Below are 24,267 nucleotides of genomic sequence, written 5' to 3'. Positions count from 1 at the left end.
TGCTGGCTTTTTTTTAAATTTTTTTTATTTTTCAGGGAACTTTTTGGAATTTTGCTTGTCTGAGTATATGAGGATGAGAAAAAGTCAGTAGTTTGATTCTGGTTTCTTGTTGCTCACTGTGTGTTTTGTGTTGACAGTAACTTGAGTGGTAGGCTGCTCCCCTGTAGCCGAAGCTATATAGCCAGCATCCTTCCCCCGGATGCTGGCTTTTTTTTGCCGAATTTTTATCCAACCGAGCCTAAAGAATGGGGTTTGTTGACCGTTAAAACCTATAGTGGCAGGGTTGATTCTTTTCATGACAACAGACTTCTGAGTCACCAGGATCGCCAATCTACTTGCTGTGTACTTTGGATGTTGTTGCAACAATAGAGACATGATGAAACGGTCATTTTCCCCTGATGACCGTTTTTTTTTGAGGCGGTATTTTTCGGATTAATTTCTTTATCTCTGTCTCAGGATTCTGACCGCTGTTTAGACGTTTACACCACCCCAACGTACATAAAGAAACACTAAAAACTGAACTAACGTAATATTTATCTATTTTCAGGCTGCAACGATCAGGTTTTCAAACTGTATTGGTGCTTTCCCTGCTCTGACATTGAGATATCAGCCAATATTGATATTCAGGAACTCACTCCTGAACCTATTGTCGAATAAAATGCTAACGGATAGACAACCGATTAAACCGTTGATCAAGATTCTCAATAGCATCGGGAATGTCCCACATGATAACCAACGCTAACCAGGAAGCTTTGCCCAATACTCACCAGACAAGTATACCGACCTCTCCCGCCAGCTCACCATCGGGCAGTATTGAAGTACCAGCATATGGGGCTCGTTTTGCCCATTGGCTGGTTAGCAATTACAAAAAAAGCCTGGTTGTGCTGCTTTGTGCGACCAGTGGCTATCAATACCTGAAATGTAATTCAAGAACATCCCTTGCAGATCACAGGATAACCTCCGTTCTATTGGATACGCTACAGGCCCGTTTATCGTTCCTACAGGCTATTGAATCCACTGACACCAATAACCCGACAGTGAGCCGGACCAGTATAGAGTGTTTATTTGATCCACAATCTTTCCAACGTTTTATGGATACCCACTTCAAAAGCCTTGATTATCCGCACTGGTACCAGACTTTTCTTAAACAGGACGATACTTGTTCAGCAGGAGAGGGTGAATGCCAGGCAGTCAGTGATGATAAGGGCAGGCAAGGAGAGGCCTATGATAAGCCATGCCAACAAAGGGCTGGTTTTCGATTTCATTCGGAACTGGGTACCGGTGGATTTTACCCTGTATACCGAATGACAACTGAGGACGGCCAGCCCTTCACCATGAAAGTGATCAATGACCCAGTGGATTATGCACAGGAAAATTTAATAAACCGTAGCCTTCTCTCTTTTACTGGCAAGGGTTCTGAATATCTTGCCAGGCTTATTGGTACATCTTCTCCAGAAAGCCCCTTGAATTACTTGATAACGGAGGCATTCGACTCAACCCTCCGGGACTTTCTATCTGGTTTGGATGGAGCCCCGGACAAACACCGTACCCAGTCTATTTTCAGACAAATGCTAAAGGGTGTACAAGCCATTCACGATGCACGCTTGACTCATAATGACCTGAAGCCTGACAACATATTCATCAGTGCAAATGGTGACATTAAAATTGCCAACTTTGCATCGGCAGGAACCATAGGCTGGATCCATGACATGGGAACAGCAGAGTATAGGGCTCCAGAAAAACTTTTACACTTTATTAATGCCCGGACTGTTAGTTGCTACGATCTCTCTTTGCACAATGACCCAAACCCCAGGAAAGTTCCCTGTGGAAGGGCTGAGACATCAAATGAAAAAACTGATAACTGGTCTCTAGGCGTAATCCTTGCCCAACTCGTCTTGGGCGACCCCTTTTTGCTAATGATTGAGCCTGACACTCTGAGAAAGTGTAAGTATAGTTTTCACAATCCTGGAGGCTGTGTATTGAACCAACTCAGCAAACAGCAGGCATTAATTACCAGGAGGTTGCGTGACCATGATTTGGATGCAGCGGACCTGTTCAGCAGGCTGATCGAATCAAGCCCTACAGAACGCATCACTCTTGAGGAGGCACTGAAACACCCCTTTATGCAGGAAGATAATTTGTGACCAGAGTACTGGTTTTTTGCTATGCAGGGTAATCTATGCGGCCTATTACCTCCAAACAGATGACAGCAGATGTACATGGAAGATGTCAGCTTATGGTGTGAAGATGTATGGATATTAAAGCACTAGCTTGAAGCAATAAGCGACAGTTCCTGTACCGCTACTGACAGCATGGCAAGGTTTTGCTCTCTGGCGGATTGTATTTCCCGGATTGTTGCTTTCCAGCGATCAATCAGCTCAGTATTTTTTTCCAGCCACCGTTTAAGGCGCTCTTCCGGCTTTCCCTGTGAATGGGTCAGAACATGGACACAATTATCGTTGAGGGTTCGATCCAGCTGATCTTTCAGAGATGATTGTGCCTTGCGTTGCCAGAGGTCGTTAACCGGCAGTTGACGAATACGTTCTCTTAACCACGGCAGGCACAGGTAATCCTCAAGGGCAAAAAAGACAGAGGCCACATCAGTAACGGTAAATTGATATTCATTAGCCACACTGACCATAAACAGTACGTAATACAGATACCGAAGGCCCGCACAGGTTTCCGCCAGCGTTTGCGGCAGCTGTGCTTCCTGTAGCCGGGTAACCCTGCCACCCAGCCAGGCGCAATCTTCCTCTCCCAGCAGTTCCGCCAGTTGTCCACTGACGGCACAGACACCCGGTTTATAGTTACTGATAAGCGACTCTATATCCATAGGGCTGCCATGATTCTTCAGCAACCAGATGCAGGCTTTTTCGATATGCTGCTGTACCCGAAACAGTTCTATTCTCTGGATATCATCTTTGACATCAAAACCCAGGCTTTCAAACTGATCCCAGATGGCTGGAATGGAAAAGATCTCTTTTATCGCCATAAATGCCCGGACACAATTAAGCTCCGACTGTCGGGTTTCCTGATGGATATACTCGATAAACGTCGCTCCCATCCGGTTGCCAACCTCGTTGCTGAGATGGGTCGCCAGTATTTCAGTTTTTAATGGGTGATGTCTGATCTGATCAGGGAACTGGTTACGAAGCTGTGATGGAAAATAGTCCAGCAGTTTTGTTGCCAGTGTCGGATCGTCAGCCACATTGGCTGAGACCAGGGATTCAAACAGCTCCAGCTTGGTGTGGGACAAAAGAATGGCTATTTCCGGCCGGGTAAGCCCTTCACCGGCTTTCACCCTGGCTTTAATTTCTGTATCCGATGGCAGGCCGTCCTGAGCCCGGTTAAGACGCCCTTTCTGTTCGAGCCTTCTGATCAGGAAGCGATGGTCATTAAATAACAGGATATTCTGTTGCAGGCTCAGGCTTAGCCTCAGGCTCTGTAAAAAGTTATGCCTGAGAACCAGTCTGGCAATCTCATCCGTCATACTGGCCAGTAAACTATTACGCTGTTTTATGGTTATATCACCATCATCAACCATCTGATTGAGCAGAATCTTGATGTTTACTTCATGGTCTGAGCTGTCGACCCCCCCTGAGTTGTCTATAGCGTCGGTATTGATCAGGCCGCCTCTGCTGGAGAACTCAATTCTTGCCAGCTGAGTCAGGCCCAGATTTCCGCCCTCCCCTACCGCGCTGGTATTCAGTTCGCTGGCGCTGATCCTGACATTATCATTGGACCGGTCCCCGGCATCGGCATTGTTTTCACTGCTGGCTTTTATGTAAGTACCAATGCCGCCATTCCACAATAGATCCGCTGGCGCTTTCAGAATCGTTTGAATAAGTTCCGCGGGTGAGAGGATGGTTTTATCTGTTGCCAGTGCGGTTCTGGCCTGCTTGCTCAAAAGAATGCTTTTCAGCTGGCGACTGAATACACCGCCACCTTCTGATAGTTTGCTGCGGTCATAATCGTCCCAGGATGACCGGGGTAAATTGAACAGGCGCTGACGCTCACTGAAGCTGACTGAAATATCCGGATCAGGATCAATAAAGATATGCTGGTGGTTAAAGGCGGCGATCAGACGAATATGGCTGGAAAGTAGCATGCCATTGCCAAATACATCACCGGACATATCACCAATACCGATGACCGTAAAATCCCGGGTCTGGGTATCGATTTCACGCTCTTTGAAGATCCTTTTTACCGACTCCCAGGCACCCCGGGCAGTGATCCCCATTTTTTTATGGTCATAGCCCTGGCTGCCACCAGAGGCAAAAGCATCCCGCAGCCAGAACCCATAGGATTCTGATACATCGTTGGCAATATCGGAAAAGCTGGCGGTGCCTTTATCCGCTGCCACCACAAGATAAGGGTCGTCATCATCGTAGCGAATGACGTTTTCAGGAGGGATGATGTGTCCGCCCTGCAGGTTATCGGTCAGATCCAGAAGTCCGGAGATAAATGCTCGATAGCATGCAATCCCTTCCGCCTGTATTTCTTCCCTGGAGCCGTTGGCCGGGAGATTTTTGGTGACAAAGCCCCCTTTGGCCCCGTGGGGAACAATAATGGCATTTTTGATCATCTGGGCTTTGACCAGCCCCAGAATCTCGGTGCGGAAATCCTCCATCCGGTCTGACCACCGTAATCCTCCCCTGGCAATCTTCCCGCTGCGCATATGGATGCCTTCAAAGCGAGGCGAGTAGACAAATATTTCAAACATGGGTCTTGGCTGAGGTGAGGTTGGAATCTTTTCCGGTTGCAGTTTGAACGACAGATAACCTTTTGGCTCCCCCTGTTTCTGATAGGCGCTGGTTCTCAACATGGCCTCGATGACGCTGAGAAAGTGACGCAGGATCCGGTCTTCATCAAGGTTGGCGACACTGTCCAGCAATTGGTAAATCCTGTCAGAGCAGGCATTGGCCATGTCATGGCGATCACCACGGAAATCCGGATAAAAACGGATGCTGAACAGGTCTACGATTTCACGCACCACCGATGGGTTACTGTTCAGCACTTTCTGCATATAGCTCTGGCTGAAGGGCACTGGCAGTTGCATCAGGTATTTGGACAGAGCCCGGATGAGCACAACCTGCTCCCAGTTCAAACCGGCTGAAACCAACAGCCCGTTGAACCCGTCATTCTCCATTTCTCCCTTCCAGGTGCGAATAAACACCTCATGGAACTGCTCCCGCAGATGGGTATCTTCAAGGTTGGAGTGGCTTGATGGGTCAACTTCCGGTGTGTTTATATTGACTGTCAGAGCGTTATCATGGCCGTCAGGCTCAATACTGAAATCAAGCACCCAGGCATTTTCCTGACGGCAGGGGTTGATGGCGTAAGGTCTTGCGCTGCTTACCCTGACACCCATCTTCTCAAGAATGGGAAGTACATCTGAGAGTGCCAGGAGTGGGCCTTTACCCAGCACCCGAAAGTGCCACCGATAATGGTCGGTAACCGGACGGTAGAGACTGGTTCTTATCTGATGACTGTCTTTTATCGATTCCAGACGTTGAATGTCTGCTACTGCCTGGCGGGGGGTAACATCCTCCCGGTACGCGGCGGGAAATGCCTGCAGATAACATTGTGCCAGCCGGTTACCCGAAGCCTCACCAAATGCCTCTTTTAACGCATGTTGCAGGTGATCAGTCCAGTTCAGCATCGCTTCATGAATCATGGCTTCCAGCCGTTCAACTTCGATATCCTGCTGGCTGGCATGACGACAATGCACCGTAAATTGCAATTGCGCCATTGGGTTTTCCGACAGCTGAACATTGAAATCAATACTGTTGCCACTCAACTCACTGAGCAGGATCTGTTGCATCTGTAAGCGAAGTTCTGTGTTGAAATTATCTCTGGATACGTAAATAAGCACCGTAATAAAGCGGTCATAGGGGTCGGGACGAAGGAATACTTTCAACTGCCGCAATTCATGGCAGTCAAGAATCCCGTTGATGACGGCCTTAAGTTGTTCAAAACTTGCCTGCAGGAGCTCGTCCCTTGGATAGTTATGAATAATGTGGCGCAGGGCATTACCCCGGTGGCTGTTTATCGGGCAGCTGTTGCTTTTTAAAAGCCTGGCTACTTTCTTTCGTATCAGCGGGATATCATCCAGCGGAACGTTGTAGGCGGTTGACGAAAACAGTCCGAAAAAACGCCATTCCCCGGTGACTACACCGGCATCGTTAAATTGTTTTATCCCGATATAGTCCAGGTGTGCGGGTCGATGAACCGTTGAGCGGCTGGTGGATTTGGTGATAACCAGTAACTCAGGTGCCTGAATTTGTGAGGCAATATAGGGGGACAGCTCTTGCTCTACCGGATGCTGATGGGGGGCCTCCCGAAACGTCCCCAGACCGGTTTTGCTGTTGGTACGCAGTCTTAGTGTGTTTGACCCATGGATGATCTCGTAATAGCGAAAGCCGATGAACAGAAAATTGTCTTTTTTCAGCCACTTCATAAAAGCAAGCGCTTCTTTCTGCTCAATATCCGGTAATGGCACAGGGTGGCTTTGACACCATTGAATGGCATCATCCAGCCTGGTTTGCATTGCCTCCCAGTCAGAAACTACTTTATGAACATCCGCAACGATATCCCGGATACCGGCCGCGACCTTCTCTAAATCCAGTTGTTCCGGTTGGCGGTCTATTTCAACCCGAATAACGGCTTCGGTCATTTCTGCCTGTGGCGTGCTGATGGCTAGCAGCTGACCTGTGCTGTCCCTCTCTAACCGAAGGGTGGGGTGATTCAGGCTGTAAACTTTGATTTTCTGACGATCAAGCTCCATCAACACCGAAGACACCAGAAAGGGCATATCATCCGTGATAATTTCAACAATGCTGTGTGTGGAGTGCCAGTGGTGGGTTTCCGGTTCCGGGTTGTAGACGCGGATCTTGATTTGTTCCGGCTGCCGGGTCTGTAAAAACTGCCACAGGCAGAGGAGTGCGCCATAGCAGTCATCGGTATTGATCCGGGTCAGGTCTTTACTGGCAACTCCCCGGTAATAGGCATCAGCAAGCGCCTGTATTTGCTCATATTCTTTGGTTGACATGCGCTTTGCCAGAAGCGATTGAACCTGATTAACGATGATGGCTCGAAAATCGGTAAAGCGGTCCATGAGATTCCTCTGTCACTGGAATTGAGTAGGGCAAACTGTCTCACCTGATTTGCCGGGTTATGCCATAACTGTCAATGCTTATGGGCCAGAATAAATTGATCACTGTGCCGTCGTATCAGTGGTTATTACGCAGTGACAACTTTTGGGTGACATCGATCAATACCGCTGTATAAAATTGCGTTTGCACTATTGGCAATGAGCCGATTAAACAGTGTCTGGTTGCGTTAACAATGTCAGCCTGGCTTTGCTGACAACCTTCTCGTTGAGCTTTTCTGTCAAGCTTTTCGTCAAGCATCTCGTCAAGATAGTCGAGAAATAGCTAAAATGCCTTGGGATTGCTGATTTTGCGGGGGCTAAGCATAATCCGTAGCCCTGATGGAATTTGCAAGCGGCGTCCAATTCTGGTATAAAGCCCGATCTTTGTATGAGGGTAGCTGCTGATGAGTCTTGAAGGTCTCTTGACTCTGTAACCATGGGCAGATCTGCCCGAAGCAGACACTGGAATTCAGTTAAGTTTTCCGGCCTCATGGCTGGTGATTTTGGTTTAAGAGACGGTTTGAGAGGCCATCCACATGTCCAAGGTTTGTCAGGTTACCGGCAAGCGCCCGGTTACCGGGAATAATGTTTCCCACGCTCAGAACAAAACCCGTCGTCGCTTCGTGCCTAACCTGCACCACAAGCGCTTCTGGGTTGAAAGTGAAAAGCGCTTTGTGCGCCTGCGTGTTTCTGCAAAAGGCATGCGTATTATCGACAAGAAAGGCATTGATGCCGTTCTGGCTGATCTGCGCGCCAGCGGTCAATCTTTTTAAGTCGAGACAGCTAACTTAGCAGGAGCATAAATCATGGCTAAAGGTATTCGTGAGAAAATCAAGCTGGTTTCCAGCGCAGGCACTGGTCACTACTACACCACCACCAAGAACAAGCGTAATACGCCTGACAAGCTGGTGTTCAAGAAGTATGACCCGGTTGTTCGCAAGCACGTTGAGTACAAGGAATACAAGATCAAGTAAATCTTGTTTGCTTTGCTCTGGTTCGTATCAGGCAAACTGATACGGACCGCCACTCACTTCTGTTGCGCTATCCCCCCCTCTGTTAATATTCCTCTCAGGATCAAAACCTGCCATCCCCTGCTTTGCACTTAGGAACTGTGTGCTCTCACTACTGTTGCATTGTGGTTGCACTGTTATAATGCGCGCCATTCAAGAACATCAGCTGTAGGTCATGATGAAACCGGAACTCCTTTCGCCAGCGGGAACACTGAAGAATATGCACTTTGCTTTTGCCTATGGTGCAGATGCTGTTTATGCTGGCCAGCCCCGCTATAGTCTGAGAGTCCGCAATAACGACTTTAAACTGGACAATCTGAAAAAAGGCATTGATGAGGCTCACTCCCTGGGCAAAAAGCTGTATCTGGCCAGCAATATCGCGGCCCATAACAGTAAGGTGAAAACCTATCTCCGGGATATGGAGCCGGTTATTGCCATGGGGCCTGATGCACTGATCATGTCCGATCCGGGTTTGATTATGATGGTGCGTGAAACCTGGCCGGATATGCCAGTCCACCTCTCGGTTCAGGCGAACGCGGTGAACTTTGCCACGGTAAAATTCTGGGCCAGGCAGGGGGTTGAGCGGATTATTCTGTCCCGTGAGTTATCCCTGGAGGAGATTCAGGAGATCCGGGAAGAGTGCCCTGATACCGAGATTGAGGTCTTTGTTCATGGTTCACTCTGTATTGCATACTCGGGCCGCTGTCTGCTCTCCGGTTATATCAACAAAAGGGACCCGAACCAGGGAACCTGCACCAATGCCTGTCGCTGGCAGTATCAGGCCCATGAGGCAAAAGAGACTGAGAGCGGTGATGTGATTCCGGTCAGTAGTAGCCCTGCGATGGTTACTCCAACCCTGGGGACTGGCGTAACATCTGACTCTATTTTCCTGCTGCAGGAAAAGGGGCGTCCGGACCAATATATGCCTGCTTTTGAAGATGAGCATGGCACTTATATCATGAACTCCAGGGACCTCAGGGCTGTCCAGCATGTTCGTCGCTTAACGGAGATGGGCATTCACTCCCTCAAGATCGAAGGGCGGACCAAATCTTTTTATTATGTTGCCAGAACCGCCCAGGTATACCGTCAAGCCATTGATGATGCCGCAGCGGGTAATCCTTTTGATATGGGCATGATGGACACTCTGGAAAATCTGGCCAACAGAGGATATACCGAAGGCTTTTATCGTCGCCATGTGCACGACGAGTATCAGAATTATGAAACTGGTAACTCCCGGGAAAGCAAGCAGCAGTTTGTCGGTGAAATTGTTGATTTTGACGATCAGCAGCTAACGGTGGATGTGAAAAACCGCTTTGAGTTGGGAGATACCCTGGAGCTGATGACCCCCAAAGGCAACTATGTGTTCAATCTGGAGCGTTTGGAAAATCGTCGTGGTGAGCGTATTGATGTAGCTCCCGGATCGGGCCACCTGGTAAAAATACCAAAGCCTGACGGTGTTTTGCCAAATGCCCACTCACTGCTGGTGCGTAATCTGCCCTAATCCGGTGATATTCTGAGTCGATAAGATCGTTATGGATCTTACGACCTTTACCAGTATTTTTTCCGGCTCTGCCTATAAGCCGTTAAGCCAGCATCGACAGGTGATCCTGGATGCCCTGGTGTTACTGAACAGGCAGTTGCAGAGCCGGTTAACTGCCGATGACCAGTGGCATGAGCGGGCGAAATGGCTTGTTGATTTTCTGCCAGCTGTGGAAAAACTGGAGCAGGAAATTCTGGCCAGGCTCAACCAGCCAACATTGACCGCGCAGCCCAAGGGGCTGGTGCTCTCCCTCTTACAGACTCAGAATAACCTGGCGCACCTGATCTGCCGACTGGCTGAGCGATTAACGTATCGACCTCCCAGGCTTACCGAAGATTTGCAGCGTTCTGTTGAACGGTTGAATCAACACTTTGCCAGCGTTGTCTATAGCTTGAAGTCGGGTGTTGCAAAACAGGACCGCCTGGGCATCGCAGGATTTAGAAAACAACAATCCCGAGCTTTGCTGGAGGTTAATCAGGAAGTAAAGATGGCGGTGGATGAACTGCGGAATAGGATTTCAGCCTGCAAAGGTGAAGTCTTCCAACATGAAGGCGAGTTGGACCCGCTTGATATGGCTCTTTTACTACTGTCTCTTGAAGATATGGATGACCTGACACTCTGGATTCGTTCAATGGTCATCCACATGCAACAGCTGTAACTGATCAATGCCGGGGAAATGGGAAGCGGTATTTTCACAGAATCCTGACTTTACTTAATAATGCACTCTGCCCGCTTTTTCTGAGTTTTTTCCAGGTACTCCTGAAAGTCTTTTGGTAGTCTTCCAGTGGTTGAGCCCTCCCAGTACACAGTTTGTCCGGCTGGATTTTCATATTGAAAGGTATGCTTTGTGACAGTTCGTCGACGTTTTCCCGTTTTTCCCGGGTCGTTAATGTTGTCCAGATCTGAGAGCGTAATACCAAGTTCCGCCATTTCTTTGTGTATAGCGACAATGTCTTTCATTTTTTTCTGTCGTTTTGCATCCTCTTTAACCCTGGATTGCAATTTTTCCTTATGTACCCCTTTCAGGCGGTCCAGAATCTTTTCCAGCTCCTGAACACTGACATCTTTGAATAGTGAGCGAATCCGGGATTTACTACCTAGCCGATGATGTAACTCATCCAGTAATTTCATTGTATACCCTCAATCTACTGGAGCCTTTGACCGTATGAGGCGGTAAATAATGCATCAACACGGACATTAAGAAAGTCGACAAATATCTATAACCTAAGACTGGAACGGTTACCTGTCAGTTACGCAGGTATAGGGTAATTCACAGAGTGGTTCTGCTTATTACTCGTTCAATATGAATAAAAGTAATGTATTTTGTTTGATTGGCAAGAAAATGGTGAGTTTGACCCTTATAAAATACTGCTCTTCATTTTACTGGTTACTCCTGTTAGCAGTCGGTTACTGTCCTCTATTTATCAAGTTATAAGGCACATGTTTTATTCAAATACTTTGCTGGATTGTATCGAGTAAGTCAGGGCCGTAGCCTTGGCTCAATGAGGCTTTTTGTTGTCATCCATGTTGCAATATTTGACCAAACCCTTTCTTTCGCCCCGTCGTTTTTCAGCCAGGGCTGAACCTTTTTCCCGATGGTGATTAATTGAAGATCAGATACATTGGAGGGATCCTGTTTACCCGTCGATAACAGACGCTATAGCCCCATATTTTCTGCATTGGGAATGGGTCTTACTGGTTATCCTGGATAAGTGACTAAATATGCTCGGACGCGTTGTTCTTCCAACAGCACTGCTGCTGTTGACTTACGGCTTTTGGGTTAGCTCAGAGCTTCAGGTGATCACGGCAGGTGTGGTTATTTTTCTGCTGGGCATGGTTTATCTGGAAAAGGGGTTTAAGGTCTTTACGGGGGGGATGCTTGAGGCGTTCCTTCAGAAAACCACTGACAGTCTCTGGAAAAGTCTGGCCTTCGGTATCACCACAACCGCTGTCCTGCAGTCCAGTTCGCTGGTTTCCGTTATTGTTATTTCATTTCTCAGTGCCGGCCTGATTGGGCTGACTGCGGGCGTTGGCATCATTTTTGGCGCAAATCTGGGCAGCACTGTCGGTGCATGGTTAGTTGCCTTGTATGGTATGAAGTTAAAGCTGATTTCCTATGCCATGCCCTTACTCGTTTTCGGTTTGATTTTGAGGAGTCAGCGGGAGAAAACATTCAGTGGCTTCGGCTGCATCTTGCTGGGTATTGGCTTTCTCTTTCTTGGTATTCATTACATGAAAGAGGGTTTTGAAGCATTCCAGACTGTGATTGATTTCAGCAGCTTCTCCATGGAAGGAATGCAGGGCATTTTGGTCTTCACACTCTTTGGTGTTCTGGCCACTATCATTATGCAGTCCACCAATGCGGTACTGGTGCTCACCTTTTCTGCCCTGGCAGCGGGTCAGCTGACTTACGATAATGCGTTAGCACTGGCTATCGGTTCAAATATCGGTACAACCATAACAGCAGTGCTGGGAGCGATGGGGGCAAATGCAGCAGGGAAACGATTGGCTGTGGCACATATTACGTTTAATGTGGCCACCGCTGTTCTGGCTATTCTTTTGTTGCCCCAGTTAAAGGTGCTTGTGGATTTTACTGCCGGATTTTTTCCGATCGGGGCAGATGACTACACTCTGAAGCTTGCGCTGTTCCACAGTCTCTTTAATGTCATGGGAATAGTCGTTCAACTTCCTTTTTTCCAGCTGCTTATCCGTTGGCTGGAGTCGCTTTTTGTCGATCCTGACAGGCAGTCTCATCTGAATCTTGCCACTGAGGATAATCCTGCCATTCACCGGGCGCGCTACTTAACCCCGGCAACACTGAATTATCCGGATACGGCGCTAAGAGCACTGACCCGGGAGTGTGACCACTTATACAGAAATACACTCGAACTGATCTGTTATGGGATATATCTTACCGGCGACAAGCTGAGGGAGTCGGACAGTCTGACGGATCTGGTGAACAGCTGGATGCGCGATGATCAGCCCTGGACCATAAAAGAGCTGTATATCCGGCACATCAAAGGTATCTATGCGGACATTATTCACTACTCAGGAGCCATAGAAGGGAATCTTCCCAGAGCGCAGGTGCAGGAGTTATTTGCGCTTAAAGTTGCCTGTCGTGACTTTGTCCAGGCCATCAAACATGTCAAGCATATCTATAAAAATATGGGGCATTACCTGCATTCGGATAATGAGCAGATACGCCACCAATACAACCAGCTCAGACTGTGCCTTGCCTCAGTCCTGAAGCTTATTGATGTATTGGGAGTACGACGTAATTATGATCATATTCGTCAGCATGCGGAACAGTTAAAGCAGGAGCTGAGCGAGCAGGATGAGCAGATGCACAGAAAACTGAATGAACTCATTCGCTCCAACCAGGTTGACTCATTTATGGCCAGCTCTTTGATGAATGACAGTGCCCATGTACATGATGCCTGCACCAGTCTTATTGATGGAGCCGTGATTATGTTGACCAGGGATCGAGAAGAATATCGAGAGATCGATCTTAATTTTGAGTCTCGATCTAATAGTTAACCAAATGAAATCGTATATTTCTGACCGACCTCGTTCAGGTTTCCAGACTCGGGAGAAGCGACAACTATTATGGCAGTGACTCCAAGGGGATTTTCACACCCATAAGCTCGTCAGCGAAGCGGATAACTTCTAACTCTGCTGCCCTGATGTCGTCATTAGCAAGTTGTTTTTTTTTGGCAGCCCCGGCGAAATTCAACACGAGATTTGCGTCGGCAAAATGGCCCAGATCTGTTGGACAAATACCAACTTCTTCTATCAATCTCTCAAGTTCATTCTCAATTTCATCCGTCAATATCTTAGCATTCGGATGATCCTTACTGGCTGTCAGTGATAACATCAAGGCCGCTTCATTGCTCAGGGTGGCCGGGTTGTCGCTGTCCTCCGTCAGCAGTGCTATCAGGAGCCAATTCTGGTTGTCTTCCAGCAGTAAGCACAAACTTGACTTCGGATTGAACAACGCCTCCTGAATCCCCATGTATATCTGAGCCAGCACTTTGGCACATTCAGGCTGCCTCGGGTAGCTCAGACAGGCAGCGAGGTGGGCGACGGTTTCCCGGTTAAAGTCACTATAGGGTAATGGCTTATCCAGACATCCGAAGCCCCAATTGCCGGTAATCTGCCTGCCTGCCAGGGTTAATGCATCTTTCAGCAGCGTCTGCTGTTGCACAGTATATTCTGGCTCCGGGAATGCACAGACAATAAAGTGCTCCAATAATGGTTGTCGATAGTGGTTGAATGTCGTTGGTTGACCCTGGTGTCCCTCGTGATGGGTAATTTCCAGCAGATTGTCTTCCGCCGCTGTGTCTTTTAACCTCACGCCGGGCTCGGTGTCTGGAATGTCATGGAATTTCTCAGCAAAAAACTGAATTGATTCCGGATCCGTGCAGTTGTTAGCGGCCAGCAGGATTTTTATGGCGTTCAACTGGCTGGTTTCTGTAACCAGGATTGAATGCAGATTAAAGGCAGTGGTGAAGTTATCGCACATGTATGCGAGTACATAAGCAGGAAAAGTTTTCAGATTTTCACCCAATTGATTAAGCCGGTTGGCCAGGACCTCCGCCCCCGGCTGATTACCAAAACTTTCAGTCGTGTAATGGCTTGTTGGCTGTTCCGCCAGAAGCTGTTGGACAGGATGAGCCAAAGTGGTCTGGGTTGTGCTGGTAGCTGGAATAGTCATAGAAACACCTGTTAGTTAATAGGGACAACCAGTTTCCATAAGCTATACGCAAGCTGGAAAAGCCAGTGATATCCTGAATTTATATCAAGCAGGCTGAGTGAACAGCACTGATCGTATATCGACCTGTCAGGTCAAAGACCCGAAAAGTTCGTCCGTACTGTTTTGACACTGTGCGGTCAGATTAGTTCCTCACCACGTTGTTATGTACGTTGCTATGCCACCAGTAACTTGAAGCCTATTTTTGCCAGATAGCTTCGCTCTGAGTCAAAGTACGCTTCGGTCAGAGGGTGTTGTTCTAACCAGTCTTCCGGGAAAAACAGGGATATGGTAGAGCCGGATAAGCTTATGGAATATTCCGGTAAGGTATCGTCGCGACCATGACTCAGCACATTGGCAATGCGCAGCAGGATAATCAGCCGCATCAGCTTGCGTGATACCGCCTTAGGCCAGGTGGAAAGGAGTGATTTGGATATGGAACGTCTGTGGCCCCTGACGAGCAGCGCAAGTTGCTGCTGTTCTCTTTTGCTGAATCCCATCAGGTCAGAGTTATCGATCAGGTAAGCACCATGTCGATGGTACTGCGTATGGGAGATATCAAGCCCTATCTGGCACACGCGCGCAGCCCAGGACAGCAGCTCAAGATCACAGTCGCCCAGTTCCCAGATATCAGCCGTCATGGCAAAGCAGTTCCGGGCATGATTCATGACCCTGAAGGCCTGTTGCTCATCAACATGATAGCGACTCATCAAGGCATTTATGGTTCGCTCGCGAACGTCTTCATGGCGGTCTCGCCCGAGCATGTCGTGCAGAACACCCTCCCGAAGTGCACCGTCAGAGTAATGCATACGTTCGATGCCAAGGGCATCGAAGCCTGCCATGAGAATGGCCAGGCCTGCTGGAAAAATCGCCTGACGATCAGGCTTCAGCCCGGGAAAACGAACACGGCCGATCTGGTTAAACTTCAGGACTTTGAGCTTGAGCATCTCCAGATTTTCCCGGGTGATGGTATCACTCTCCCCCATGGCCTGAAGAATGCTGCTGACCGCACGGATTGAACCTGATGACCCTACGGCATCAACCCAGCCCAAACGGGTAAATGATTGTTCAATATTGAGTAATTCCAGTCGTGCGGCGTAATAAGCGGACTGGAATCGTTGTGGTGTGAGTTCTCCGGTGCCAAAAAAGCGGTCGGTAAAGACCACACAGCCCATGTGCAGGCTTTCCATCAACTTTGGCTCAAAACGTTCGCCAATAACGAACTCGGTACTCCCGCCACCGATGTCCATCACCAGACGGCGCTCATTATCATCGGACTGGGTTTGGGCAACACCAAGGTAAATGAGACGAGCTTCTTCCCTGCCCGCGATAATTTCAACCGGGTAGCCCAGGATAGACTGGGCCTGGTCAACAAAAGCATCGCTGTTCCGGGCCTTACGCAGGGCATTGGTACCCACGACTCTGACCGCTTGAAAGGTATTGCCAGCGAGGTACTGGGCAAACTGTTCCAGACAACTGAAGCCCCGCTTCATTGCTTCAGCCGTTAGCTCGTCGTGCTGGTTAAGCCCCGCAGCTAACTGAACCTTTTTGCCCAGCCTTTCTACTGGTCGGATTTCACCCTGATCCACTCTGGCAACGATCATGTGAAAGCTGTTTGAGCCAAGGTCTATGGCGGCTACCAGAGGTAGGCTGCCGGACTGTTCACGCCCTTGTTTTGTCATGATATTTCATAGCTAATATATTGAAAATGTTATGTTTTTCAGTGCTTTCAACGCTCGTTTCAACAACCTGACAATACTGGGTTGCAGACCGGAGCATAACCGATGTCAAAAGGTTAACTTTAATCGAGTTATGCACACAAATCCTACTGGCTGCAGTGCCCGGGGCAAAGCTACACTGATGACTGAAAAACAGGCCTGTGTCATATGGCAATCTTATAAGCCTCCATGCTCAATGGCATTTTTATAGAAAAAAAAGCCACAAAATTCCATGAATCAGGCATAATAGGTCAGTTCTGGGCCGGTGATATCTTTTGGCAGCCTGTTTGGCTTGCCCTCGGTCAAGGCTCCTGAGTTTACTTTAAACACTTTTAAGTACTAATTAAGTACCCTGGTTAGGAGATCCATTCCATGAGCGAAATTGTCAAAGTGACAGATGACTCCTTCGAAGAAGTGGTTCTGAAGGCGGAAGGTCCGGTGCTGGTTGACTATTGGGCTGAATGGTGTGGTCCTTGTAAAATGATTGCCCCCGTTCTTGATGAAATTGCCCAGGACTACGACGGTAAGCTGACCGTCTGCAAGCTGAATATTGATGAGAATGAGGCAACCCCGCCAAAATACGGTGTGCGTGGTATTCCTACGCTGATGTTGTTTAAGGGCGGCAACGTAGAAGCTACGAAAGTGGGTGCCCTGTCCAAATCACAGCTGACCGCATTTTTGGATAGCAATCTGTAATTGCTGGTCATTGGTGGTTGTGACAGACCGTTACAGCCACTTGGCTGGCCTCAATTTTTATAGCCATTTGATTAAATTTTTAAATCAATTCAGTTGACGAAATCTTAATTCTTGATTATTTTCCAGAAATGGATATAGACTGTAATTACACAGGGCTGTCAGGAATCTTCTGACCTCAGGGATATGGCCCAGACAGGGCAGCCGTTATAAACACTCGCAGGCATCAATCAATACTTAGCTGTCCCTTATCATAATAAGTCAAATACTTTCTGATCTTCCTGCAAAGACAACGGCCACTTACCTTTCAATTTAACATTCGCACACTACTGGTTATGCATCTTACCGAACTGAAGAAAAAGTCTGTTCCTGAACTTCTGGCGATAGCGAATGAAATGGGTCTCGAAAACCTTGCCCGTTCCAGGAAGCAGGATGTAATTTTCACCATACTCAAACGCCATGCACGCAGTGGTGAAGACATCTATGGTGACGGTGTTCTGGAAATTCTCCAGGATGGTTTTGGTTTTCTCCGTTCCGCTGATAGTTCCTATCTGGCGGGGCCGGACGATATTTATGTTTCCCCAAGTCAGATTCGCCGATTTAATCTGAGAACGGGCGATACGATCTCCGGGAAAATTCGTCCACCCAAGGAGGGAGAAAGATATTTTGCCCTCCTCAAGGTGAATGAAATCAATTTTGACCAACCAGAAAATGCCCGCAATAAAATCCTGTTTGAAAACCTTACGCCATTGTTTCCCCAGGACCGTCTCACTATGGAGATGGGAAATGGTGCAACAGAGGATTTAACCGCTCGAATTATCGACCTGGTAGCTCCCATTGGCAAAGGTCAGCGTGGCCTGATTGTCTCTCCTCCTAAAGCGGGTAAAACACTGATGCTGCAAAATATTGCGGCAAACATTACCCGTAATAATCCGGAGTGCTACCTGATTGTTCTGCTGATTGATGAGCGTCCGGAAGAAGTTACCGAAATGTCCCGTTCCGTGCGCGGTGAAGTGGTCGCCTCCACCTTCGATGAGCCTCCTTCACGTCATGTGCAGGTTGCTGAGATGGTGCTGGAAAAAGCCAAGCGTCTGGTAGAGCACAAGAAAGACGTGGTTATTCTGCTGGATTCCATTACCCGTCTGGCCCGTGCTTACAACACTGTGATTCCCTCTTCCGGCAAGGTGCTTACGGGTGGTGTGGATGCTCATGCCCTTGAGCGTCCGAAGCGTTTCTTTGGTGCTGCCCGTAACATTGAAGAGGGTGGCAGTCTGACTATTCTGGCAACCGCACTGGTTGATACCGGCTCCAAGATGGATGAGGTTATCTTTGAGGAATTCAAGGGTACCGGTAACATGGAACTCCACCTTGACCGTCGGGCGGCTGAAAAGCGGGTCTTCCCTGCTATTGGTATCAACAAGTCAGGCACTCGCCGTGAAGATCTGCTGACCACGGAAGAAGAGCTTCAGCGTATGTGGATTCTGCGTAAAATCCTGCACCCAATGGATGAAATTCAGGCCATTGAATTCCTGCTGGACCGTATGAAGCACACCAAGACGAATGAAGAATTCTTCCAGTCCATGAAACGGAAGTAATTTTTATTCCCCCAGGAAGGGCTGTGATAAGGATATCGATCACTATCACAGTCTCTGCGGGGTATAAGGCAAAAGCTCCCTGCAAGCCTATGAACCATTGCACAATTACCTGGTCAGACTTTGATCTTACAGTCTGTTCATTTTGCGGTGTGGAAAGACCGTGAAAGGCAAGCTTCTGTTATTCGATCCTCAATCAGACAGCAATAACCTCTTTATCATCTGTTTCAACTGACGTAGTTTTCCCTATTCAGGAGAAAACTGCCAAAGCCTGAAAAAGTCAGAGCCAAAGAAGAAATATTCATGAAATACAAGGATCTCCGGGATTTCATTGATCAGCTGGAAAAACAGGGGGAACTCAGGCGAATCACGTTTGAAGTTGACCCAGTTCTGGAAATGACTGAAATCTGTGATCGAACCCTGAAAAAAGGGGGCCCCGCCCTATTGTTTGAAAACCCCAAAGGCTTCGATATGCCCGTGTTGGCGAACCTGTTTGGTACGCAGAAGCGGGTTGCCCTGGGGATGGGGCAGAAGGATATCGGTGCACTGAGAGAAGTGGGTGAGCTGTTGGCCTACCTGAAAGAGCCGGATCCTCCAAAAGGCTTGAGAGATGCCATCGAAAAGCTGCCGCTGTTCAGGCAGGTGCTGAACATGGGACCAAAGGTGGTTAAATCGGCACCTTGTCAGGAGGTGGTACTGCAAGGTGATGATATTGATTTAACCCGGCTGCCAATTCAGACTTGCTGGCCTGGGGATGCCGCACCATTGATTACCTGGCCCCTGGTCATTACCCGTGGCCCGGAAAAAGAACGCCAGAACCTGGGCATTTATCGTCAGCAGCTGCTTGGCAAGAATAAATTAATCATGCGCTGGTTATCCCATCGGGGTGGGGCGCTTGATTTCAGGGATTGGCAGAAAAAATACCCGGATACCCCTTTTCCGGTATCGGTGGCTTTAGGCGCTGACCCCGCGACCATTCTTGGTGCTGTGACACCGGTCCCTGACTCATTATCAGAATATGCGTTTGCCGGTCTGTTGAGGGGCAGAAAAACCGAGTTAACCAAAAGTCGCACGAATGATTTGCAGGTTCCTGCCAGTGCCGAGATTGTCCTTGAAGGTTTTATCTATCCCGGGGAGATGGCGGATGAGGGCCCATACGGCGATCATACTGGCTATTACAACGAGGTTGAGTCATTCCCGGTGTTTACGGTTGAATGTGTGACACACCGGCGTAACCCCATTTATCACAGCACCTATACAGGGCGCCCGCCGGATGAACCGGCAATACTGGGATTGGCTTTTAACGAAATATTCGTCCCTATTCTCAAGAAGCAGTTTCCTGAAATTGTTGATTTTTATTTACCGCCAGAGGGTTGCTCTTATCGGCTGGCAGTCGTTACCATGCGTAAGGAGTATCCGGGGCATGCCAAGCGGGTTATGCTGGGTGTCTGGTCATTCCTGCGACAGTTTATGTATACCAAGTTTGTGATTGTGACCGATGATGATGTCAATGCCAGGGACTGGAATGATGTGATATGGGCAATGACTACCCGCATGGACCCGAAAAGAGACTCAGTCTTCATTGACAACACGCCCATTGATTACCTGGATTTTGCTTCTCCCGTTGCCGGGCTGGGATCAAAGGTCGGCTTTGATGCCACCAACAAGTGGGAAGGTGAAACCAGTCGGGAGTGGGGAACAGCCATTTCGATGACAGATACCATTAAACATCGGGTTGATGCTATTTGGGATCAGCTTGGCATTGATAAGTAACACTTAATTTGGCATATAGCTTCAGGAAGCCCGGGGTTCCTGAAGTTTTAAGCGTAAGAGGTAGCGGTATTCGTGCAGATCAACCAAGTTTCCACCCAGTCTTGCCAGGTTGCAAATCTTCAATTGCTATCGGAAGGTATTTACCGTGTCATCCTCAAGCCTCATCAGGGCTATTTCCCGGACTATCGGGCAGGGCAGTACCTTGAGATTCTCCTGGCAGGTGGTGAAGCCTGCGCGTTCTCAATAGCCAGTCCTCCGGTTCCCGGCCAAAAGGAGCTGGAATTACATATTCAAAAGTTATCTTCCAGCGCTAATTCCATTGAGCTATTCAATGAGCTTGAGCAGGGGAGCATTTCAATCCGAATGCCAAAAGGCCAGTGTTTTCTTGAAAGTGTTCCGGATAAACCACTGGTGTTTATCGCTGCGGGTACCGGGTTTGCCCAGATGAAAAGCATGATTGAGTTCTCACTGAGCAAGCCCGGAAATCAAGATATCTACCTGTACTGGGGGGCTCGTTCGCCAGAAGGGTTTTATATGCCTAATCTTCCCATTCACTGGGCTTCTTCCCAATTTCACTACCACCCGGTGGTCAGTGATGCGCTTGAAGAAGCGGGCTGGCAGGGGCGTCATGGGCTTTTGTTTGAGGCGGTCATAGACGACAAAAACCTTATCCTTGGCAGTGAAGTCTTTATCAGCGGATCTCCGCAGATGGTTTATGCAACGTTTGATGCACTGGTAGCAAAAAATTTCCAGGCGGAAAATATTCACTCTGATGTCTTTGCATATGCGCCGAGATCTTGATAAGGCTTAATCACATCGACAGTAGAAAATTCATATAGTTTAATAAAAACGACAGTATTTTTTATTTGAAAACTGTCGTTTTTTATTAAGCCGTGGAAAAAGCCCGTCCCTTGTCTATATTCAAATCGAGTATAATCAATGCAAGGTACGGTATTCAGTATGCAACCATCACCCTCAAAAACAGATCAGGCAGGATTAAAAAATAGTCGGGTCCGGCAGAAAAACATTCAAATTATTCTTCAAGCCGCAGAAGATGAGTTTGTCGCCAGCGGATTTAAGGGAGCGTCTATTCGCGATATTGCCCATCGGGCTGGCTTGCCAAAAGCGAATGTGCACTACTATTTCAATAGTAAGGTTGAGCTGTACGGTGCGGTGCTCAATCACATCATGGAGCTATGGCAGTCTGTTTTCAGTGGCCTCAACCCGGATGATGATCCTGAAACGTCATTAAGACAATTTATCAGGGCCAAAATGAAATATGTTCTGGCTCATTCAAATGCATCCCGCATATTCAGTAGTGAAATACTGCATGGAGGGCAGCATATTAAAGAGCATTTACAGCCTTTTAATGACTGGATTCAGGAAAAATCCGAGGTTATTAATGGTTGGATTGCCCAGGGTAAGATGAGACCGGTTGACCCTGTTCATCTGTTATTTACCATCTGGGCAACGACTCAATACTACGTCGACTATGGTCCCCAGGTTGCTTCTGTTCTGGGTAAAGAGGACCTGGATGCCGAGGATGTGGAAGCCTATACCGAAAGTGTCTGCCAGATGATACTGGGCGGCTGTGGAATCAATAACTAAAATAAACTTTTATAATGCTCTTTCAGTCATCACATTTTTCCATGGGGGAAGGTCACCGGAATAAGCCTTGAAAGGCTTATCCGAAAAGACGCTGAATAATTCTGCAGGTTACCCTGCAGACATCACTTCAACCTTATCCACTTTCTGAAAACCCCTGGGAAGCTTGTTGCCACGTCTTCCCCGCTCGCCACGATAATGCTCAAGGTCTGTGGTTTTCAGAGTCACATGGCGTTTGCCCGCAAAGAGTGTCAGCGTATCACCGTCATTGATGATGGCAAGCTGAGTCATCAGCTCACTTCTCTCGGCTGCACGGGCAGAGGCAATATTAATAATTTTATTGCCTTTCCCCCTGCCAAGCTTGGGAAGGTCCTGCAATGGGAATACCAACATTCGCCCTTCATTGGTGATGGCGGCCAGCATCGGGTTGTTGCCGCTTACGGGTATTGGTGTCAGTACATGGGCATTTTTGGGCAGTGTCAGCAGGGTTTTTCCAGCCTTGTTTTTACTGACCATATCGGAAAATTGCACAATGAAACCATAACCCGCATCACTGGCCAGCAGATAACAATCACTGGCGTCACCAACACACAAACCTTCAAAGGTTGCGCCGGAGGGAGGGTTGACTCGTCCGGTTAATGGTTCACCCTGCCCTCTTGCCGAAGGCAGCGTATGGGTCAGAACGGAGTAGGCTCGCCCGGTAGAATCGAGAAATACTGAAGTCTGGTTGCTCCGCCCTTTTGCAGATAAACGATAGCCGTCGCCAGATTTATAATTAAGCGTCAATGGATCGACATCATGACCTTTGGCGCAGCGTACCCAGCCTTTATTTGACAGTACGATGGTGACAGATTCAGAAATCATCAGATCTGATTGTGATAATGCCTGGGCTTCAGATCTTACGACGATGGGAGAACGACGATCGTCGCCAAAGCTTTCAGCATCCGCTTTGAGCTCTTTTTTTATAAGCGTCTTAAGACGTCTTTCTGATCCCAGGGTCAATTCAAGTGAATTGCGCTCCCGCTCCAGGTCGTCCTGCTCTGCGCGAATCTTTACTTCTTCAAGTTTGGCCAGATGTCGCAATTTGAGGTCAAGGATGGCTTCGGCCTGAATGTCAGAAAGTCCAAAGCGCTCCATCAGAATAACTTTGGGTTTATCTTCAGTACGGATGATTTCGATAATTTCATCAATATTCAAAAAGGCGATCATCAAACCTTCAAGAATATGAAGTCTGCTGAGTACTTTATCCAGCCGGTGTTGTAAACGGCGACGTACCGTTTCACTCCGCCAGGTAAGCCACTCGCCCAGCATTTTGTCGAGCGCCTTAACCTGAGGGCGTCCATCAACACCGATCATGTTCATATTAACCCGGTAGGTTTTTTCCAGGTCAGTGGTGGCAAACAGGTGGTTCATCAGGCTGTCGGTATCTACCCGGTTGGACTTGGGAACGATCACCAGACGAGTCGGATTCTCATGGTCGGATTCATCCCGCAGGTCAGCGACCATTGGCAGCTTTTTGGCCTGCATCTGCGCTGCGATTTGCTCCAGAACCTTCGCTCCGGATGCCTGGTGTGGCAGGGCCGTCACCACAATATCACCACTTTCCTGCTGGTAGACCGCGCGCATTCGTAAAGAGCCCCTGCCCGACTCATACATTTTGATCAGGTCTGACCGAGGGGTAATCAGCTCAGCTTCCGTTGGAAAATCAGGCCCCTGAATATGTTCACAAAGCTCGGCAACACCGGCCCTTGGGTTCTCCAAAAGGTGAATACAGGCGTTGGCCACTTCACGCAGATTGTGCGGTGGAATGTCGGTTGCCATCCCGACAGCAATACCGGTGGTACCATTCAGCAGCAGGTTTGGTAAGCGGGCTGGCAGTATGGATGGCTCTTCCAGTGTTCCGTCAAAGTTTGGTACCCAGTCCACTGTTCCCTGGCCGAGCTCCCCCAGTAATGAGTCAGCATATTTAGCGAGACGGGACTCGGTATAACGCATGGCGGCAAAGGATTTGGGGTCATCAGGCGAGCCCCAGTTGCCCTGTCCATCCACCAGTGGGTAGCGATAGGAAAAAGGTTGTGCCATCAACACCATGGCTTCGTAGCAGGCGCTGTCTCCGTGTGGATGAAACTTACCGAGCACATCACCCACGGTACGGGCAGACTTTTTGAACTTGGCGGTATTTTTCAAGCCAAGCTCGCTCATTGCATAGACAATGCGTCTCTGGACAGGTTTGAGGCCATCCCCTATATGAGGCAGGGCACGATCCAGGATGACGTACATGGAGTAATTCAGGTACGCGTTCTCGGTATACGCTCTCAGGGACTGACGCTCAACTCCATCGTCGCCAATAATGATCTGCTCCGCCATGCTTAAACCTGTGTCAGGACTCTGATAATAAATCCATCATGATAACAAGTATCTTTCTTGTTCTAA

Annotated in this window: 17 protein-coding genes; 11 read left to right on the top strand and 6 right to left on the bottom strand. The window is 48.4% G+C overall.

Annotation, left to right across the window (positions count from 1 at the left end; all coding sequences use genetic code 11):
- Positions 1 to 84 precede the first annotated feature (84 nt).
- Entirely contained in the window at positions 85 to 375 is a 291-nt protein-coding gene (locus J7438_RS06090) for a hypothetical protein (protein ID WP_209275832.1), read from the bottom strand.
- Between the two features lie 341 nt (positions 376 to 716).
- Here J7438_RS06090 and J7438_RS06085 point away from each other — a divergent pair, with 341 nt between their 5' ends.
- Positions 717 to 2,144 carry a protein kinase domain-containing protein gene (locus J7438_RS06085; protein ID WP_353620099.1) on the top strand — a complete coding sequence of 476 codons (1,428 nt, stop codon included), beginning with the start codon at positions 717 to 719 and terminating at the stop codon, positions 2,142 to 2,144.
- A gap of 122 nt (positions 2,145 to 2,266) precedes the next feature.
- On the opposite strand, the gene J7438_RS06080 is transcribed toward J7438_RS06085, so the two are convergent.
- Positions 2,267 to 7,117 (bottom strand): NAD-glutamate dehydrogenase, encoded by a 4,851-nt coding sequence (locus J7438_RS06080; RefSeq protein WP_209275830.1) that lies wholly within the window; start codon positions 7,115 to 7,117, stop codon positions 2,267 to 2,269.
- A gap of 572 nt (positions 7,118 to 7,689) precedes the next feature.
- On the opposite strand from J7438_RS06080, the gene rpmB reads away from it, so the two are divergent.
- The 4 genes from rpmB (at position 7,690) to J7438_RS06060 (ending at position 10,361) form a co-directional block, all read left to right on the top strand.
- Entirely contained in the window at positions 7,690 to 7,926 is a 237-nt protein-coding gene (gene rpmB / locus J7438_RS06075) for a 50S ribosomal protein L28 (RefSeq protein WP_101745336.1), read from the top strand.
- 45 nt (positions 7,927 to 7,971) lie between these two features.
- Positions 7,972 to 8,127, top strand: a complete 156-nt coding sequence (rpmG, locus tag J7438_RS06070; RefSeq protein WP_353620102.1) for a 50S ribosomal protein L33 — start codon at positions 7,972 to 7,974, stop codon at positions 8,125 to 8,127.
- Positions 8,128 to 8,338: 211 nt separating this feature from the next.
- Positions 8,339 to 9,664 carry a prephenate-dependent tRNA uridine(34) hydroxylase TrhP gene (gene trhP / locus J7438_RS06065; protein WP_209275829.1) on the top strand — a complete coding sequence of 442 codons (1,326 nt, stop codon included), beginning with the start codon at positions 8,339 to 8,341 and terminating at the stop codon, positions 9,662 to 9,664.
- Between the two features lie 31 nt (positions 9,665 to 9,695).
- Positions 9,696 to 10,361, top strand: a complete 666-nt coding sequence (locus J7438_RS06060) for a hypothetical protein (RefSeq protein ID WP_209275828.1) — start codon at positions 9,696 to 9,698, stop codon at positions 10,359 to 10,361.
- Between the two features lie 50 nt (positions 10,362 to 10,411).
- Here J7438_RS06060 and J7438_RS06055 read toward each other — a convergent pair whose 3' ends face one another.
- Entirely contained in the window at positions 10,412 to 10,834 is a 423-nt protein-coding gene (locus tag J7438_RS06055) for an H-NS family histone-like protein (protein WP_209200405.1), read from the bottom strand.
- Positions 10,835 to 11,425: 591 nt separating this feature from the next.
- Between J7438_RS06055 and J7438_RS06050 the strand changes: the two genes are divergently transcribed.
- Positions 11,426 to 13,240 (top strand): Na/Pi cotransporter family protein, encoded by a 1,815-nt coding sequence (locus J7438_RS06050; RefSeq protein ID WP_209275827.1) that lies wholly within the window; start codon positions 11,426 to 11,428, stop codon positions 13,238 to 13,240.
- A 67-nt stretch (positions 13,241 to 13,307) separates the two neighbouring features.
- Here the strand turns inward: J7438_RS06050 and J7438_RS06045 are convergent, their stop codons facing one another.
- A complete protein-coding gene (locus tag J7438_RS06045; RefSeq protein ID WP_209275826.1) occupies positions 13,308 to 14,417 on the bottom strand; it encodes a hypothetical protein in 1,110 nt (369 codons plus the stop codon).
- A gap of 212 nt (positions 14,418 to 14,629) precedes the next feature.
- Entirely contained in the window at positions 14,630 to 16,135 is a 1,506-nt protein-coding gene (locus J7438_RS06040; RefSeq protein ID WP_209275825.1) for a Ppx/GppA phosphatase family protein, read from the bottom strand.
- 408 nt (positions 16,136 to 16,543) lie between these two features.
- On the opposite strand from J7438_RS06040, the gene trxA reads away from it, so the two are divergent.
- The 5 genes from trxA to J7438_RS06015 all read left to right on the top strand — a co-directional run bounded on the left by trxA (position 16,544) and on the right by J7438_RS06015 (position 21,837).
- Complete coding sequence (gene trxA, locus J7438_RS06035) at positions 16,544 to 16,867, top strand: thioredoxin TrxA (RefSeq protein ID WP_101745329.1); 324 nt, start codon at positions 16,544 to 16,546, stop codon at positions 16,865 to 16,867.
- Between the two features lie 332 nt (positions 16,868 to 17,199).
- Positions 17,200 to 18,459, top strand: coding sequence for a transcription termination factor Rho (gene rho, locus J7438_RS06030; protein WP_101745328.1), 1,260 nt, complete (start codon positions 17,200 to 17,202; stop codon positions 18,457 to 18,459).
- A 300-nt stretch (positions 18,460 to 18,759) separates the two neighbouring features.
- Positions 18,760 to 20,229, top strand: coding sequence for a 4-hydroxy-3-polyprenylbenzoate decarboxylase (gene ubiD / locus J7438_RS06025; protein ID WP_209275824.1), 1,470 nt, complete (start codon positions 18,760 to 18,762; stop codon positions 20,227 to 20,229).
- 72 nt (positions 20,230 to 20,301) lie between these two features.
- A complete protein-coding gene (locus tag J7438_RS28190; protein WP_209275823.1) occupies positions 20,302 to 21,030 on the top strand; it encodes a hypothetical protein in 729 nt (242 codons plus the stop codon).
- 159 nt (positions 21,031 to 21,189) lie between these two features.
- Complete coding sequence (locus J7438_RS06015; protein WP_101745326.1) at positions 21,190 to 21,837, top strand: TetR/AcrR family transcriptional regulator; 648 nt, start codon at positions 21,190 to 21,192, stop codon at positions 21,835 to 21,837.
- A 108-nt stretch (positions 21,838 to 21,945) separates the two neighbouring features.
- Here the strand turns inward: J7438_RS06015 and parC are convergent, their stop codons facing one another.
- Positions 21,946 to 24,201 (bottom strand): DNA topoisomerase IV subunit A, encoded by a 2,256-nt coding sequence (gene parC / locus J7438_RS06010; protein ID WP_209275822.1) that lies wholly within the window; start codon positions 24,199 to 24,201, stop codon positions 21,946 to 21,948.
- Positions 24,202 to 24,267 lie beyond the last annotated feature (66 nt).

The organism is Thalassotalea sp. G20_0, from assembly GCF_017744175.1.
GTDB lineage: Bacteria > Pseudomonadota > Gammaproteobacteria > Pseudomonadales > Endozoicomonadaceae > Endozoicomonas.
The sequence above is the reverse complement of the archived record's forward strand: the minus strand, read 5'-3'. Positions and strand labels throughout refer to the sequence as shown.